The sequence below is a fragment of the Bacteroides coprosuis genome (genome assembly GCF_020741705.1).
Lineage (GTDB): Bacteria > Bacteroidota > Bacteroidia > Bacteroidales > Bacteroidaceae > Bacteroides_E > Bacteroides_E coprosuis.
Genome location: NZ_DYYK01000105.1, coordinates 1 through 15,551 on the forward strand (window position 1 = coordinate 1; position 15,551 = coordinate 15,551).

At 35.0% G+C, this 15,551-nt stretch carries 12 protein-coding genes and 1 rRNA gene; 7 read left to right on the forward strand and 6 right to left on the reverse strand.

The window, feature by feature from the left end:
• The 6 genes from rrf to der form a co-directional block, all read left to right on the forward strand.
• Window positions 1-75, forward strand: a 5S ribosomal RNA gene (gene rrf / locus K8V80_RS12050); the annotation flags it as partial.
• 301 nt (window positions 76-376) lie between these two features.
• Entirely contained in the window at window positions 377-961 is a 585-nt protein-coding gene (locus tag K8V80_RS06045) for a YceD family protein (RefSeq protein ID WP_276776112.1), read from the forward strand.
• A gap of 12 nt (window positions 962-973) precedes the next feature.
• Window positions 974-1,159 (forward strand): 50S ribosomal protein L32, encoded by a 186-nt coding sequence (gene rpmF, locus K8V80_RS06050; RefSeq protein WP_276776115.1) that lies wholly within the window; start codon window positions 974-976, stop codon window positions 1,157-1,159.
• Window positions 1,160-1,259: 100 nt separating this feature from the next.
• Window positions 1,260-2,261 (forward strand): beta-ketoacyl-ACP synthase III, encoded by a 1,002-nt coding sequence (locus K8V80_RS06055; RefSeq protein WP_276776118.1) that lies wholly within the window; start codon window positions 1,260-1,262, stop codon window positions 2,259-2,261.
• A gap of 93 nt (window positions 2,262-2,354) precedes the next feature.
• Entirely contained in the window at window positions 2,355-3,239 is an 885-nt protein-coding gene (gene era / locus K8V80_RS06060; protein ID WP_276776122.1) for a GTPase Era, read from the forward strand.
• Between the two features lie 45 nt (window positions 3,240-3,284).
• The gene (der, locus tag K8V80_RS06065; protein WP_276776124.1) at window positions 3,285-4,598 is read left to right on the forward strand and encodes a ribosome biogenesis GTPase Der; all 1,314 of its coding nucleotides are present in this window, start codon (window positions 3,285-3,287) and stop codon (window positions 4,596-4,598) included.
• Window positions 4,599-4,613: 15 nt separating this feature from the next.
• Here the strand turns inward: der and K8V80_RS06070 are convergent, their stop codons facing one another.
• Together K8V80_RS06070 and K8V80_RS06075 are read right to left on the reverse strand one after the other, a co-directional pair.
• Complete coding sequence (locus K8V80_RS06070; RefSeq protein ID WP_276776127.1) at window positions 4,614-5,393, reverse strand: ABC transporter ATP-binding protein; 780 nt, start codon at window positions 5,391-5,393, stop codon at window positions 4,614-4,616.
• A complete protein-coding gene (locus K8V80_RS06075; protein ID WP_276776160.1) occupies window positions 5,390-6,133 on the reverse strand; it encodes an MlaE family ABC transporter permease in 744 nt (247 codons plus the stop codon). Before K8V80_RS06075 ends, K8V80_RS06070 begins: the two co-directional genes overlap by 4 nt.
• Window positions 6,134-6,208: 75 nt before the next feature.
• Between K8V80_RS06075 and lptB the strand changes: the two genes are divergently transcribed.
• Window positions 6,209-6,973: an LPS export ABC transporter ATP-binding protein gene (lptB, locus tag K8V80_RS06080; protein WP_276776129.1), complete on the forward strand. Its 765-nt coding sequence runs from the start codon at window positions 6,209-6,211 to the stop codon at window positions 6,971-6,973.
• A 99-nt stretch (window positions 6,974-7,072) separates the two neighbouring features.
• On the opposite strand, the gene K8V80_RS06085 is transcribed toward lptB, so the two are convergent.
• The 4 genes from K8V80_RS06085 to K8V80_RS06100 form a co-directional block, all read right to left on the reverse strand.
• Window positions 7,073-7,318 carry an RNA recognition motif domain-containing protein gene (locus K8V80_RS06085; protein ID WP_276776132.1) on the reverse strand — a complete coding sequence of 82 codons (246 nt, stop codon included), beginning with the start codon at window positions 7,316-7,318 and terminating at the stop codon, window positions 7,073-7,075.
• A gap of 239 nt (window positions 7,319-7,557) precedes the next feature.
• Window positions 7,558-10,557: a chondroitinase family polysaccharide lyase gene (locus K8V80_RS06090; protein WP_276776135.1), complete on the reverse strand. Its 3,000-nt coding sequence runs from the start codon at window positions 10,555-10,557 to the stop codon at window positions 7,558-7,560.
• Window positions 10,558-10,765: 208 nt separating this feature from the next.
• The gene (locus K8V80_RS06095; RefSeq protein ID WP_276776137.1) at window positions 10,766-13,855 is read right to left on the reverse strand and encodes a chondroitinase family polysaccharide lyase; all 3,090 of its coding nucleotides are present in this window, start codon (window positions 13,853-13,855) and stop codon (window positions 10,766-10,768) included.
• A 42-nt stretch (window positions 13,856-13,897) separates the two neighbouring features.
• Window positions 13,898-15,457: a sulfatase family protein gene (locus K8V80_RS06100; RefSeq protein WP_276776139.1), complete on the reverse strand. Its 1,560-nt coding sequence runs from the start codon at window positions 15,455-15,457 to the stop codon at window positions 13,898-13,900.
• Between the last annotated feature and the right edge of the window lie 94 nt (window positions 15,458-15,551).

Here is a 15,551-nt window from a genome sequence, read left to right on the forward strand (position 1 = left end):
ATTCCGAACAGAGAAGTTAAGCCTTGTCACGCCGATGGTACTGCATAACCGTGGGAGAGTAGGTAGTCGCCGTTTTACAAAAAGCCTCTGAAGAGTAATCTTTAGAGGCTTTTTTTGTTGATACCATTTAGTAGAAAGTAATTTTGGGAGAGGTATGTCTTTTACTTGTTAATGAGTTAGAAAATAGTATTTCGTACTTTATGTATTCGTTAATAAGTGTATGTTTCAGCGAGATATAAAGAATATTTAAGTATATTGCTACTATAAAAGAAAATTTATTTGTACCTTTGTCAGCCGAATTATATCCGTATTACTATGGTATGTAAGTGATGCCATAACCATGGGTATGATTCCTATTTAATATAATAATTTTCACGTGAAACCTATCAAAGACTATATAGTAGATTTAGATAATATAAAAGATAATAGTCCTCAAGACTTATCTTTTACTCTGACTGAAGCATTCTTTTCTTTATTTGAGGATGCTCCTATGTCTAATGGTGCAGTAAACGCTGTAGTACATGTAGAACGAGTTGGCTTAGGTGAATTTTTGATTGAGTTTAGCATAGATGGAGATGTTATCGTTCCTTGTGATAGATGTTTAGGAAACTTATCGCAATCAATTGAAATTACTGATTCATTTAAGGTGCGTTTTGGTATGGATGTAAAGATAGGTGATGAACTTGTCTCTCTACAGGACGACCCGAACTATGATTTTACATTGGAAGATGGAGTATCAACTTTTGATTTATCTTGGCCTATGTATGAATTAGTAGTTTTAGCTATTCCAATACAACATATACATCCAGAAGGAGAATGTGATTCAGAAATGGTGAGTTTACTTCAAGAGCATTTAGCAGTGCTACCTGGCGGTAACGATGAAGAGACCGAAGACATCAATGACGATGAAGATATTGATCCTAGATGGAATAAATTAAAGGAAATATTAAATAATAATTAAAATAAGAATAAAATGGCACATCCAAAGAGAAGACAGTCAAAAACAAGAACTGCGAAAAGAAGAACTCATGACAAAGCTGTAGCTCCAACTTTAGCAATTTGTCCTAACTGTGGAGAGTGGCATGTTTACCACACTGTATGTGGTGCATGTGGCTATTACAGAGGCAAGGTTGCTATCGAAAAAGAAGCAGCTTTATAATTACTCTTTTAAGAGTGTAAAGCATATACAGAGACAGCCCAAAAGCTTAAGCTTTTAGGCTGCTTTTCAGTATATGGGTTATGAATTAAATCTCGGTTCAATGGAAAAACTAAATGCAGTAATCACTGGTGTTGGAGGATACGTTCCAGAATATGTTTTAGATAATGAAGAAATATCTAGAATGGTTGATACCAACGACGAGTGGATTATGACTCGAATAGGAGTTAAAGAAAGAAGAATCTTACATGAAGAAGGCTTAGGAACAGCTTATATGGCTAGAAAAGCTGCACGCATGTTAATGAAAAAAACTAATTCTAATCCCGATGATATAGATTTAGTTATCGTTGCGACAAGTACGCCCGATTATCACTTCCCTTCTACCGCTTCTATTATTTGTGATAAATTAGGTCTTAAAAATGCTTTTGCTTTTGATTTGCAAGCTGCTTGTTGTGGCTTTCTATATGCAATGGAAACAGCAGCTAATTTTATCCGATCAGGACGCTATAAAAAAGTTATTATAGTTGGCGCTGATAAAATGTCATCCATGGTTGACTATAGCGATAGAGCTACTTGCCCTATTTTTGGTGATGGTGCAGCTGCTTTTATGCTAGAACCAACAACTGAGGAGTTTGGTATTTTAGACTCAAAACTAAGAACTGACGGAAAAGGGCTGCCTTTCTTACATATGAAGGCGGGTGGTTCTGTTTGTCCTCCTTCATATTTTACAATCGACAACAAGATGCATTATATTTATCAAGAAGGTAGAACAGTATTTAGATATGCTGTATCTAACATGTCTGATATTAGTGCTGAAGTTGCTGAACGTAACAAATTAGATAATACAAATATTGATTGGGTAGTACCTCATCAAGCAAACCTACGTATTATTGATGCTGTAGCTAGACGTCTTGAACTTCCTAGTGAAAAGATGTTAGTTAATATTGAAAAATACGGTAATACTAGTGGAGCTTCACTCCCTCTATGCGTTTGGGATTATGAAAAGCAGCTTAAAAAAGGTGATAATATTATTTTCACTGCTTTTGGTGCTGGATTTACATGGGGAGCTATTTATGTTAAATGGGGTTATAATTCCGAAGCATAATAGTATCTACCTTCATATTAAATATTAAGATATCATTAAAACGCATCCTAATTTATTTTCGATGCGTTTTTTTGTCTAAAAAACAATGAGATTATGAAACATAAAGCAGGTTTTGTAAATATAGTGGGCAATCCCAATGTGGGTAAATCTACATTGATGAATAAACTCCTAGGGGAGCGTATATCTATTGCTACATTTAAAGCACAAACTACTAGACATCGGATTATGGGAATTTATAACACTGATGATATTCAGATCGTTTTTTCTGATACCCCAGGAGTTGTAAAACCTAATTATAAACTGCAAGAATCAATGCTGCAGTTTTCTCAATCAGCTTTAGCTGATGCTGATGTATTGCTTTATGTTACTGATGTAGTTGAAAAAATAGATAAGCATACAGATTTTATAGATAAAGTTGCAAACTTAGATGTTCCTGTTCTTGTTTTGATTAATAAGATAGATTTAAGTAATCAAGAAGATTTATCTGCTTTAGTTGAAAACTGGGGAACACTTCTCCCTAAAGCAGAAATTATACCTATTTCTGCTAAATCAAACTTTAATGTAGATTACATTTTAAGAAGAGTGACAGAGCTTATTCCTGAATGCCCACCTTATTATGAAAAGGATCAATGGACAGACAAACCTGCTCGCTTTTTTGTTTCTGAAATAGTAAGAGAGAAAATTCTGCTTTATTACGATAAAGAAATTCCTTATGCAACAGAGGTTGTTGTTGAAAGTTTTAAGGAAGATAAGAACAAGATTGTTATATCTGTAGTTATCTATGTAGAGCGTGATTCGCAAAAGGGAATTATAATTGGTAAACAAGGGAAAGCTTTGAAGAAAGTAGCTACAGAAGCACGTAAGGAGTTGGAGCAATTCTTTAATAAAAAGATATTCTTAGAAACTTTTGTGAAAGTAGAAAAGGATTGGCGTAGCTCTGACAAAGAATTGAAGAACTTTGGTTATCAACAAGATTAAAATAATAATAACTCGACATCAATTGTCGAATAATTCGATTAAACTATGAGAAATTTAGTTGCAATAGTTGGGCGTCCAAATGTAGGTAAGTCTACATTATTTAATCGTTTAACTAAAACCCGTAGAGCTATCGTAAACGATGAAGCTGGTACAACTAGAGATCGACAATATGGTAAAGCAGAGTGGCTTGGTAAAGAGTTCTCTGTAGTTGATACTGGTGGATGGGTAGTCAACTCAGATGATGTTTTTGAAGAAGAAATAAGAAAGCAAGTAATGCTGGCTGTTGATGAAGCTGACATCATCCTTTTTGTTGTAGATGTTAAAAATGGTGTTACAGACTTGGATATGGAGGTTGCTTCTATTTTAAGAAGAACTGACAAGCCTGTAATAATGGCTTCGAATAAAACAGATAACTTTGATTTACAATATAATGCTGCAGAGTTTTATAAGCTTGGATTAGGTGATCCTTATTGTATTTCTGCTATGTCTGGTAGTGGAACAGGTGAATTACTTGATGCAGTAGTAAGTCATATGAGAAAAGACGTTGAGGAAATTCTAGATGATGATATCCCTCGCTTTGCAGTGGTCGGTAGACCAAATGCAGGGAAGTCTTCTATTGTAAATGCTTTTATTGGGCATGATAGAAATATAGTAACTGAGATTGCTGGTACTACCAGAGATTCAATTTATACAAGATATAATAAATTCGGTTTTGATTTCTACTTAGTCGATACTGCTGGTATCCGTAAAAAGGGGAAAGTTACTGAAGACTTAGAATATTACTCAGTAATACGATCTATCCGAGCTATTGAGGGTGCTGATGTTTGTATACTAATGATTGATGCTACTCGAGGAGTAGAAGGTCAAGACTTGAACATTTATTCTTTAATACAGAGAAATAACAAAGGATTAGTTGTAGTTGTGAATAAGTGGGATTTAGTAGAAGATAAGAGTGCTAAGGTTATGAAAACATTTGAAGATGCTATTCGTAATCGTTTTGCTCCTTTTACAGATTTTCCAATTGTATTTGTGTCTGCTTTAACTAAACAAAGAATTTTAAAAGTTCTTGAAGAGGCTCGTGAAGTATATGAGAATCGTAATATCAAAATACCTACAGCTAGGTTAAATGAAGAAATGCTTCCACTGATAGAGGCATATCCTCCACCATCTGTAAAAGGTAAGTATATTAAAATAAAGTATGTAACTCAATTACCTAATACATCTGTTCCTTCTTTTGTGTATTTCGCTAATTTGCCTCAATATATAAAAGAACCATATCGTAGATTTTTAGAGAATAAGATGAGAAGCAAATGGAAGCTTTCAGGCAATCCAATAAATGTTTTCATCAGACAGAAATAATAAAAAAGGTTGACTTTATAAGTCAACCTTTTTTTGTTCATTTACTTCTGTTTCTCTCACTTTCTTAAATAAATCTGAGGCAAAAACGAAGTCATTTAATCTCTTGTTTTCTGAGTTTAATATCTCTTCTTTGGTTCCGTGCCATTCGGTTTCTCCTTGGTAGATATACATAATTTTATCTCCTATACCCATAACTGAGTTCATGTCGTGTGTATTAATGATTGTAGTCATGTTATACTCCAAAGTTATGCCATGAATAAGTTCATCAATAACGAGAGAAGTTTTCGGGTCTAGTCCAGAGTTGGGTTCATCGCAGAAGAGATACTTAGGATTTAAAGCAATGGCTCTAGCTATAGCGACACGTTTTTGCATTCCACCACTTATTTCTCCTGGATACTTGTTTCTTGCGTCTAGAAGATTGACTCTGTCTAAACAGAACATAGCTCTTTTTGCTCTATCCCTATAAGTTTCATCGGAGAACATATTTAGGGGGAACATTACATTATCCATCACAGTCATTGAGTCAAATAAGGCAGCACTTTGAAAAATCATACCCATCTTTTCCCTAAGTTGCTTTTTTGCTCTCTTGTTAATAGTTAGAAAATCTACTCCGTCGTATAATATTTCTCCACTTGTCGGCTCAAGTAATCCAACAATACATTTCATTAATACTGTTTTACCTGATCCACTTTGACCTATGATTAAGTTTGATTTTCCTTCTTCAAATGTGAAGGTGATGTTCTTTAGAACCTCTTTATCTCCAAAAGACTTATATAAGTTTGCTATTTCTATCATCCCATTAAAAGTTGAGTAAGTATTAAATCTGCAAATAAAATTAACACACTACTAATTACTACGGAGTCTGTAGATGCTTTACCTACATCTGTAGAACCTCCTTTTACGGTGTATCCGAAAAAAGCGGAAACACTCGCTATAATGAAAGCAAAGAAGAGGGATTTAATAATGCCTGCCCAAATAAAATCTTCGGCAAAATTATATTGAAGTCCATACTCTAAATCTGTAGCCGTCATAATACCTCCAAACCAGCAGGTCGCAAAAGCTCCTACGATACCAGATACTATACTAAAAACTACTAGAGCAGGAATAACAGTCATCATCGCTGTTATCTTAGGAAGTATAAGGAAGCTTGCAGGATTTACACCCATAATTTCTAGTGCATCAATTTGCTGGGTTACACGCATTGTGCCAATTTCAGAGGCAATATTGGATCCTACTTTCCCTGCAAGTATTAAACACATAATAGCTGACGAGAACTCTAGTAATAAAATTTCTCTAGTTACGTATCCCACAGTCCATCGGGGCATCCATGCACTTTCAATATTTAGTTTAATTTGAATCGTTATTACAGCTCCAATAAAGAAAGAGATAAGAAGTACGATGCCTATAGAATTTACACCAAGTTGCTCGATCTCTTTGATGTATGATTTAAAGAACATACGCATTCTTTCTGGTCTTGAGAAAGTTCTCTTCATGAGGAGTATATACTTTCCAATTACCGTTAATACTTTATGCATACCTAGTTTAATTTGTAGACAAATGTACATCATTTCATCTTATTTTCACTACATTTGCACCAAAATCACTGATATATGGAAGAGGCTAGGATGGTACTACGTACGGAAAATCTGGTGAAAAAATACGGAAAACGTACTGTGGTAAATCAAGTATCGATAAATGTAAAGCAAGGAGAAATTGTAGGGTTACTTGGGCCAAACGGTGCAGGTAAAACCACATCGTTTTATATGACAGTAGGTTTGATTACGCCTAACTCTGGTCGTATTTTTTTAAATGATTTAGATATCACTGATTATCCTGTGTACAAAAGAGCTCGAGCTGGTATTGGCTATTTGGCTCAGGAGGCATCTGTTTTTAGACAGATGAGTGTAGAAGATAATATTGCTTCTGTATTGGAGATGACGAATACTTCTTCTGAATATCAAAAGGATAAGTTGGAAAATCTTATTTCTGAATTCAGACTTCAGAAGGTTAGGAAGAATAAGGGGAATCAACTATCGGGTGGAGAAAGGCGTCGTACTGAGATTGCAAGATGTCTGGCTATTAGTCCTAAGTTTATTATGCTAGATGAACCCTTTGCTGGTGTTGACCCAATAGCTGTTGAAGATATTCAGCAAATAGTATGGAAGCTTAAAGATAAAAATATAGGAATATTGATAACCGATCATAATGTTCAAGAAACATTGAGTATTACAGATAGAGCTTATTTGCTCTTTGAGGGTAAAATATTATTCCAAGGTCAACCAGAAGAACTTGCAGAAAATAAAATTGTTCGTGAGAAGTACTTGAGTACAAGCTTTGTTTTCAGAAAGAAGGAGTTTCAGCGAGAAGAAGAATAATTAGAATAAGATAAAAGAGAAGGTCGGCAAATTTGTCGGCCTTTTTTATGTAAAAAAAAGGAGGACTCTATATCCTCCTTTTCATATTTTATTCTAGGGTTAAGCTCTTGGTCTAGCTTCTTTTACTACCATAGTTCTACCTTCGAATTCAGCTCCGTTAAGTTCTTTAATAGCGCGATCTGCATCATCGTCATTGTCCATTTCAACAAAAGCAAAGCCTTTTGAGCGGCCAGTTTCGCGATCTAAAATAAGTTTAACTGAGTTTACTACGCCAAAGTCTTCCATAACTTCTTGTAGTTGATCTTCCCTAACACGGTAGTTAAGGTTTCCTACATAAATGTTCATAATGAAAAATATAAATAAATTAAAAAATAACACTTTGATAGATGATTCAAATAATAGAAAGATTAACCGAACAGAGCAATTACAAAGCGTTATATTATGACGAGAAGTAAAACCGTGTTATATGTAAATCGATGAATTAGAACTTCATCTATCCAGAGCAAAGGAAAGCATTATCCTTTAATAAACAATGATTTTACTCTTTTATTCTTAAAATGAACCTCTCATTTTGTATTGAATATTTATTTTTGTTTAGATAGAGTTACATTATAACTGAAAGCGTGTTTGCATTTGAAAACTAGGATTGTTTCATCTTTATAGTGTGTTATAATAATACTATCTGAAATTTGAGATGGATACCACTTGCCTTTTAATCGTATCGTTATAGGCATCTCTTGGCTTTCATTGTCTTTCCAGGGTACAGCATAAGGATTGATCATCTGCTGTCGACCATTTTTATCTTTTAAAATCTGTGATTCTCCTTTATAAAAAGCGAGATCAGGGTTAGAAACCGTTAGTGATATCGATTTCTTGTTTTCTTTTAGCATGACTAAACCTGTAGTGTCAACAGAGAGTAGGATTTTACTAGGAATTGATTTTGGGGTTTCAAAAAACACAAAAGAGGTTGTCTTTGATTTTAAATCTTTTACGATATGAGCATTTTTATCTTTTTGAAGTACTTCGTAAGAATCTTCTATAGTATCCAACTCTTTTTGGGTTGCTTGTGGAATAATAACATATTCATAGGTCTCTCCATTCGGAGATATCCCATGATCAATTGTAAGGTTTATCCAGTCCCCTTGTGATAATTTTCCTGTATTGAGCTTAGATTTTTGAGGATAACTCTTTTCAAACACTAGCTTTTCTGTAGTTTGTGGAGAGATATAATAGGCAGTTCCCAAATGATCTATCCATCGGCTTTTAAACCTAGTGTGCTTTTCCCAATAAGAGAAGTCTCCTTTATTTAAAATAGCCAATTGAAAGATAGTTGTTTCTGTATGGTACTCTGAGTTTTCATTTTCGATATTCGAACCCAAACAAATAATTCTATTATCAAAAAAATGATATGATTTTCGTGCTCTATGGCTGCCTTCATATCTTCCATGCTCATGAAGTTTAATGGCATACGCTCCGTTTGAGTCTTCTTGCGTTATCCCTCCAACAAAGCTTTCATCTGAGAGCAAAAGTTCTGATTTGTTTTTTGCTGCTCTCATCTTTTCTATAGGGAGTTTTATGGCTGTTGCTCCAGGAACTCTAGCCCAGTCGAAACCTTCTTCTATCCATCCACTTGTTTTTGGAGAAACTATACTTGAGTCCTTAGCTGTTAAGATTTGTAGCGATCCATAGGATAGATATCTACCAAATAAATTCTCATGGGCATAATGTTCTGCCGCCCAAAAGTATCTTGAGAACCCTTTAGCTATAGCTAGCCAATTAGCTCTTCTATGTGCAGTAATAGAAGCATAGCCCATAGTTAAGTTGCCTTCTGGGTGAGCTTCTTCACTTATATTCATTGATGTGAAATACTTCTTTAGTTTTTTGTTGTCATAGTTATTTTGGTTCTTATCTCCTTTTATTAATCTCAAATAGGCAGAAGCCATTTTTGTATCTATGTTCTGCTTGCCATCTGGTGTTCCCGACATAGCAAGTCTTCCATACTGTATAGCCTCTAATGTGCCTTTGCCATCTGGATGTCTTCCCGACAATGCTAGAGGGAAATGATTTTGATTACAATAGAAGCGCATATTGAGCAGTACTCTTTTAATAGTAGAATGTCCTTCTTCTGAAATGGCATAAGGTGTTTGGTGATATATGTAAATCATATCTACAGCTCCTCCTAAACCACCTACTGCATAAGCAGGATAATGGTTTACATGATGGAATGCACCACCATCTACTTTGAATGAGCCTCGTAAACCAGGAGCCGGTTTGCAACCAGTATCTATCCATCTACCATAAGCCCTAATATATTGAAGTTTCTCATCGGAGTCATCCATAAGGAGAATACTGCAAATTTTTGCTAGTGCCAAGGTGTTAAAGGCATCCATATCTTGTCCATTTATTGTTGGTTCACTAAATACCTCATTGGTTTGTGCATACCATTGAAGGGCATGATAGGCTTTGTCTAGCCGATTGTGCCTCAAAAGGACATCTTTCATTAAAAAGCATGAAGAGAAATAGCCTCTGAAACTATATCCATAATGACTTGCATTACCTAATCCACTTCCATAAGATACTCCTTGATCTTCGGCATAGTCGAACATATCTAGGAACATCTCTTCTAAGTTCTTTTTTTGATCTTCTGTGTTCGCATATTCATAGCTACTTGCTATTTGATACATCAAATCAAAGTACTCTTTAAATTCTTGTCCCTTATTCGTAAATAACTTTCTGCTCCAATTGGGGATTAATTTTTCAAATGCCTCAGAGTAATATACATAAAAGAGAGGTAGTCCTGTAATCTGGTTGTTTTTCCTTTGTATTGCGTATTTTGCTAGTTTTTCTTTTAGTTGTTCAATTTTTGAATCTGTTATTTTAGTAGGTTTAGTAATAATTTCCTTCAATCGTCCTTCCATAACATTTATAAAATGTTTGTCTTTGTTTGAAATGGGAGAAAGGAATGTCGTGTCTGCTTTTATTTTGGATTTTTCGAGCATCACTTGCCAATGATTCGTTACTCCTTTATTAACAAATGGCTGTTGTATATCGGGTGTATGATGTCTTTTATCTACTTTGGATGCCGTTAAAAGCATATCAAAAAATACTCTTCCTGATTTTTGGGGTGCGGTAATAACTATTTTATTCATCCCCGATTGTGGTGTGCCTTTCATATCTCTATCATAAGCTACATAAGCGGCTCGCCATCCTGTAAAGTTGAGGTTGTATTGAAAGGAGCAGCATTCTTGATCGTCTTTGTAAAACTGGAATACAAGAGATTGTTGTAAGGGTGTCTCATTATAAATCCATGTTGAGAAAGTTGAAATATGAGAACTTCCTAGAGGTGTTTTTTCATACTCGATATTCTTATGAATAATTAATTCAGACTTTGGAGTAAACTCCCATAATAAAGAATTTTCTCCATCTCTAAAGTGATCAGCAGATAGAGAGAGCTTTGAATTATTAGAAAGGATGAAAGAGGGTATTTCTTTTTCAAAAGACAATAGTCTTGGATGTTTTATTAGTTCTTCTGCTGAAGAATAGTGACTAATAAAAAGCAATATTAAAAGGAGTGTTTTTTTCATTTGTACATCTCTTTTTTGACACCGACAAGAATAGATCATGACACCGACATGTAGTTGTCATGTCGGTGTCATGATCTATTCTTACCTTAGTGAAAATAATTAAAAGTTTCAACGGGAGAGTCTTCTCAGTATCGATTAGCTAAGAAAAAAAGAGGGTACTTATTTGCACCCTCTTCCTAAAAAATAGGTAATCCGAACTAAAATAAATTTACTTCTTCAACCGTTGTAATTCGACATTGATACTTGCAGCATCTTTACAATTAAACTTTATATAAGTGTGATTATTTTTAATAGTTATATTTATATATCCGTTATTGTTTAGGATCATCCATTTTCCTTCAAGAGTAATATGAACAGGCACGGTTTTACTCTCATTTCCAATCCATGGTCTTGAATAGATGCTTCTTTCGATTCTTTTACCTGAATGATCATATATTTCATCAGAAGCTCCTTGATACAGGGCTAAATCAGGATTGCTCACTGTTATATCTAGTAGGTCTTTGTTTTCTTCTACCATAAGCAAACAAGGGGCATCTACAGATTTTATAGTTGAGGATATCGGTTGTTGGGGGGCTTCAAAAAATACAAATGAAGTTGTATGGGTTTGATTATCCATTACAATATGTGCTGACTTGTTTTTTTGTAGAACTTGATATGAAGATGCTATTTTTTTGGATTGATTTGATTTGATTTTAGTTTGAGGTAAAACTACATATTCATATTCTTGGTGAATAGGTGATTTTCCATGGTCAATTATAAGATTAACCCAGCTTCCTTCAGACTCTTTTCCTGAGTTTTGATATCTTGACTTTTGGATCCAGTTTTTCTCAAAAATAAGGTTATTTCCTTCTTTCTTCGGAATAAAATAACCTGTGCCTAAATGGTCAATCCAGTATCTTTGGCTTGGGTCTTGACTGTTCCAATAATCCTTAAATAGAGAGTCACTACCTGTTAATTGAAATATAGTTGTTTCTGTGTTATAGTTTGCATTGTTGTTTTCTATATCTGAACCCAGACAAACTATTTTATCATTGAAGAAATGGTATGATTTGCGAGCCTTATGAGACCCATTGTATTTGTCATGTTCGTGTAGCTTCATTCCAAAATTACCATTGTTTCTATGATGAGACAATCCACCCGCAAAAGCTTCGTCTGAGAATAACATTTCTTCAAAACCTGAAAACTTATCTACGTTAAGTACATTAGCTTTCATTTGTTCTATAGGCAAGTGTATGGCAGTAGTCCCTGGTATTCTTGCCCAGTTGAATCCTGGTTGTTCCCAACCACTCGTTTGAGGAGATACTCTTTCTTCAGGCTGTGCGGTCATTATTTGCATACTCCCATGAGCTAGGTAGCGTCCATATAAGTTGGCTCCTAAGTAATGTTCTGCTGCCCACAAGTATCTGGAATGACCTCTCACTACCGCCGACCAATTACTTCTTCTCTGAACCGATACACATCCATATCCAAGTGCCAAATTACCTTGAGGATCTTTTTCTGCTTCAATTCCGGCATTATTAAATAAACGGATGAACTCTAAGGTCTCTTTATTATTGGTTTTGGGCATGTATTCTTGTTTTTCAGCATTCATACTCTCATTAATTAGTCTTAGATAGGCAGCTGCCATTTCTTTGTCTAATTCTTGTTTGCCGTCAGGTGTACCAGCAATAGCCATTCTGGCAAAGTGCGTGGGGACTAATTCTCCCTTACCATCGGGGTGTCTGCCCGACATGGATAGAGGGAAATGAGTAGTGTTGCAATAGAATCTCATTGTTAATAATACGTTTTTAACGGTATTATGTCCTAGTTCCGAAACAGCAAAAGAAGTTCTACTCAATATATAAAGCATATTTGTAGCCCCATTCAAGCCTCCTACAGCATAAGCTGGGTAGTTGTTTCTGTGATGAAAGGCACCACCATCGGCTTTGAATGCTCCGTCAAGACCAGGTGATGGTTTACAACCTGTATCAATCCATCGGCTAAATGCTTTTATATATTGTACTTTAGATGGAGAGTTTTCCATGATTAAAATACTACATATTCTACCCATAGAGAGCGTATTAAAAGCGTCCATATCAATACCGTCTTTTATAGGGCGAATAAAGATCTCATTGGTTTGACCATACCATTGTAACGTTTTCATAGCTTCTTCTAAACGCCCATTTTTTGCAAGAACATCTTTCATTAAGAAATAAGAGGTAAATAGTCCTCTAAAGCTATATCCATAGTGGCTTGCATTTCCTAATCCGCTACCATAAGCAACTCCTTGATCTGTTGCATGGTCATACATAAGTAAAAATAGTTTAGCTAAAGTTTCTTTGTATTCGGTATTGTCCGAGCTGTTGTAGTTTATAGCTAATTTATTCATTAGGTTAAAGTACTTTTGGTACTCTTGTCCTCTTTTTACATACGTATTCTTATGCCAATCGGGCATGAGTCTTTCAAAGGTTTCAGCCCAACGAGCAAAAAACATTGAACGGCCTTTTATTGTATTATTGTCTCTGACAATAGCATACTCTTCAAATTCTTTTTGAAGAGCTTCTATCTTTTTTTGATTTACAGTAACTGGAGTAAATAAGAGAGTTCTAAGTCTATCTTCCATGATAGCTATATCTGTGATCTCAGATTCTGAGACCCTGCTCGAATAGAGAGCAGGGTCTGGAGCTATTTCATCATTTTGAAGAAGAATTAACCAATGGTTTTGAATTCCTTTATTTAGAAAAGGTAGTTGTTTATCAGGTGTGTGATGTCTGTGATCTACTTTTGCTGCAGTAATTAATAAATCAAAATAGACTTTCCCACTTTCTTCTGGTGCTTCTATTTTAATTTCGTCCATACCTATTTGAGGTGTACCTTCCATATCTCTTTCATAAGAAACATATATAGGTCTCCAACCTGTAAAGTTCATATTCATTGCAAAGCTTGAGCATTTCTTTCCTCTTTTTAGAAAAGAAAACTTCATAGCACTATTATTGGCTTTGGTATTGTACACCCACATAGATAGGGTAGAAAGATAGGTGTCTTTACCCGTTGAATCTTTAGGCTCGAAATGCAAGTCTTTCTTCAAGTGTAAACTAGCATTGGGCTGAAAACTCCACATCAGTGATTTTTCCCCATCTTTATATTTATCACTAGAGAGTGCAACGGAAGAATTTGTGTAGGTTATATTTTTCAAGTCGGAGGACTCTTCAAAAGAGATTAACCTTTCGTGTTTTAAAACTTGAGAATAGGTTGTTGAACCTGTCAAAGCAATTAGTAGAATACAAATTACTCTATTGATGAGGGTATGATTTATCATGGTGTTTTAGTTAGTGTTGAGAGTATCAATAAATTAAACTTATTAATTGTAAGGGATAATATCAGATAAGATTCTTTCTTGATACCATCTATCATCTGTTTCTTTAAGAAGTTCTGCTAATTGTTGACAAAGTTGATTGAATAACTCTTTGTTCTCTTTTCTATCTAAATTATTTAGTTGATAAGGGTCATTTTTATCATCAAATAGGAGGACTCTACTTAACGCTTTGTCTTGCTTATTAATAAATAAAGCAAGTGTATAATCGGCTGTTTTAATTCCTCTTGCAGATGGAAAATAGTTTTTAACTAGACCGTTTTCATCCTTGTCTCCATTGATGTTTTGTATATAAATAGCACCCTTAGGACGTTCGATATTGTTTTCTTTCTCAAAAAATAGAGGAGCGAAGTTACGTCCATCTAGATGAGTTGGAATTAGATCGTCAAGTCCACTTAGTCCTAGTAATGTTGGCATAATATCTGGGGAGGACATCAACAGATTATCAACATGAGGATTCAACTTACCTGGATAACGAACAATAAAAGGAATATTCATAGATTCTGTGTAAGGAGAGTTTTTAGGGTCATCTGTTCCTTGACTACACATGGTTTCGCCGTGATCAGAGGCAAATACAACAATCGTATTTTCTGTTAATCCTTGCTTTTCTAATTCTGCTAAGATTCGCCCGAACTCTCTATCTACACCAGTAACAGATGCAAAATAGTAGGGGGTTGCTTCTTTAGCTTTAGGCAAATTTTTATCTGCATTGGGTCTTATTAGTAAGCTATCAATATCGACGTCTTTATATAAGTTATAATCTTCTTCCATCACATCTTCAAGAGAGTGATATGGACTATGAGGAGGATTCATTCCCACCATCAAAAAGAAGGGTTTGTTTGGATCTCTGGTATTATTTGCATTTGAAATATACTCTATTGCTTTATCAGCCTCATGCTTGGGTGACCACTCCTTTATTTCATGTCGATTGCCTTCAGTATCCCAGTAATGAGGTTCTTTATGTACATCAAAGGTTCCATAGCTATACCAATAATTAAAATGGTGTCTATTTTCGGGTATAGTGTATGCATCCCAAGCGGGTATTCTGTCTTCAACATATTTCCCTGGTCTGTCGGGATCATTTGGTGTTGGATGTTCGGCATGTAATTTGCCAATGTATCCACAATCATATCCTGCTTTAAAATAAACATCACTGATGGTTTCGATATCTTGTCTAAGAGAAGAGAAGGGACGTTCACTATTGCAATTGAGTGTTATACCACTGCCATCGGGATACATTCCTGTTAATAACATTCCTCTATGAGGACTGCTCAAGGGAAAGTTGCTCATTGCAGAAGTTAGCACAACAGATTCTTTCGCAAACTTATTAAGAACTGGTGTGTGTGTTGGATCGGGTGTAAAGTTTACATGGTTAGAGAATCCTTCTTCTCCCCAAAAAGAGAGTGCATGATTTCTAAACTGATCAGGAAATACATAAATAACATTGGGTGAGTTTTGTTGTTGAGTAGGTTGCGATGCACAAGCTGTCAAACTAACCGTTCCAAGTGTTCCTAAAATTGCATTTCTGAAATTGAATATGTTTTTCATATAGCCAAAAGTGTTTTTAAACTCTGATCTTTTATTTTGTTCATTAATGGATTGGTGGCTAATATAGAATATACTGTATAGGGTGTTGTACAAT

Coding starts and splice junctions, on each gene's coding strand:
- K8V80_RS06090 (WP_276776135.1), bottom strand. CDS start 10,557: ATGAAAAAAACACTCCTTTTAATATTGCTTTTTATTAGTCACTATTCT.
- K8V80_RS06070 (WP_276776127.1), bottom strand. CDS start 5,393: ATGATAGAAATAGCAAACTTATATAAGTCTTTTGGAGATAAAGAGGTT.
- der (WP_276776124.1), top strand. CDS start 3,285: ATGAGAAATTTAGTTGCAATAGTTGGGCGTCCAAATGTAGGTAAGTCT.
- era (WP_276776122.1), top strand. CDS start 2,355: ATGAAACATAAAGCAGGTTTTGTAAATATAGTGGGCAATCCCAATGTG.
- rpmF (WP_276776115.1), top strand. CDS start 974: ATGGCACATCCAAAGAGAAGACAGTCAAAAACAAGAACTGCGAAAAGA.
- K8V80_RS06055 (WP_276776118.1), top strand. CDS start 1,260: ATGGAAAAACTAAATGCAGTAATCACTGGTGTTGGAGGATACGTTCCA.
- K8V80_RS06095 (WP_276776137.1), bottom strand. CDS start 13,855: ATGATAAATCATACCCTCATCAATAGAGTAATTTGTATTCTACTAATT.
- lptB (WP_276776129.1), top strand. CDS start 6,209: ATGGAAGAGGCTAGGATGGTACTACGTACGGAAAATCTGGTGAAAAAA.
- K8V80_RS06075 (WP_276776160.1), bottom strand. CDS start 6,133: ATGCATAAAGTATTAACGGTAATTGGAAAGTATATACTCCTCATGAAG.
- K8V80_RS06085 (WP_276776132.1), bottom strand. CDS start 7,318: ATGAACATTTATGTAGGAAACCTTAACTACCGTGTTAGGGAAGATCAA.
- K8V80_RS06100 (WP_276776139.1), bottom strand. CDS start 15,457: ATGAAAAACATATTCAATTTCAGAAATGCAATTTTAGGAACACTTGGA.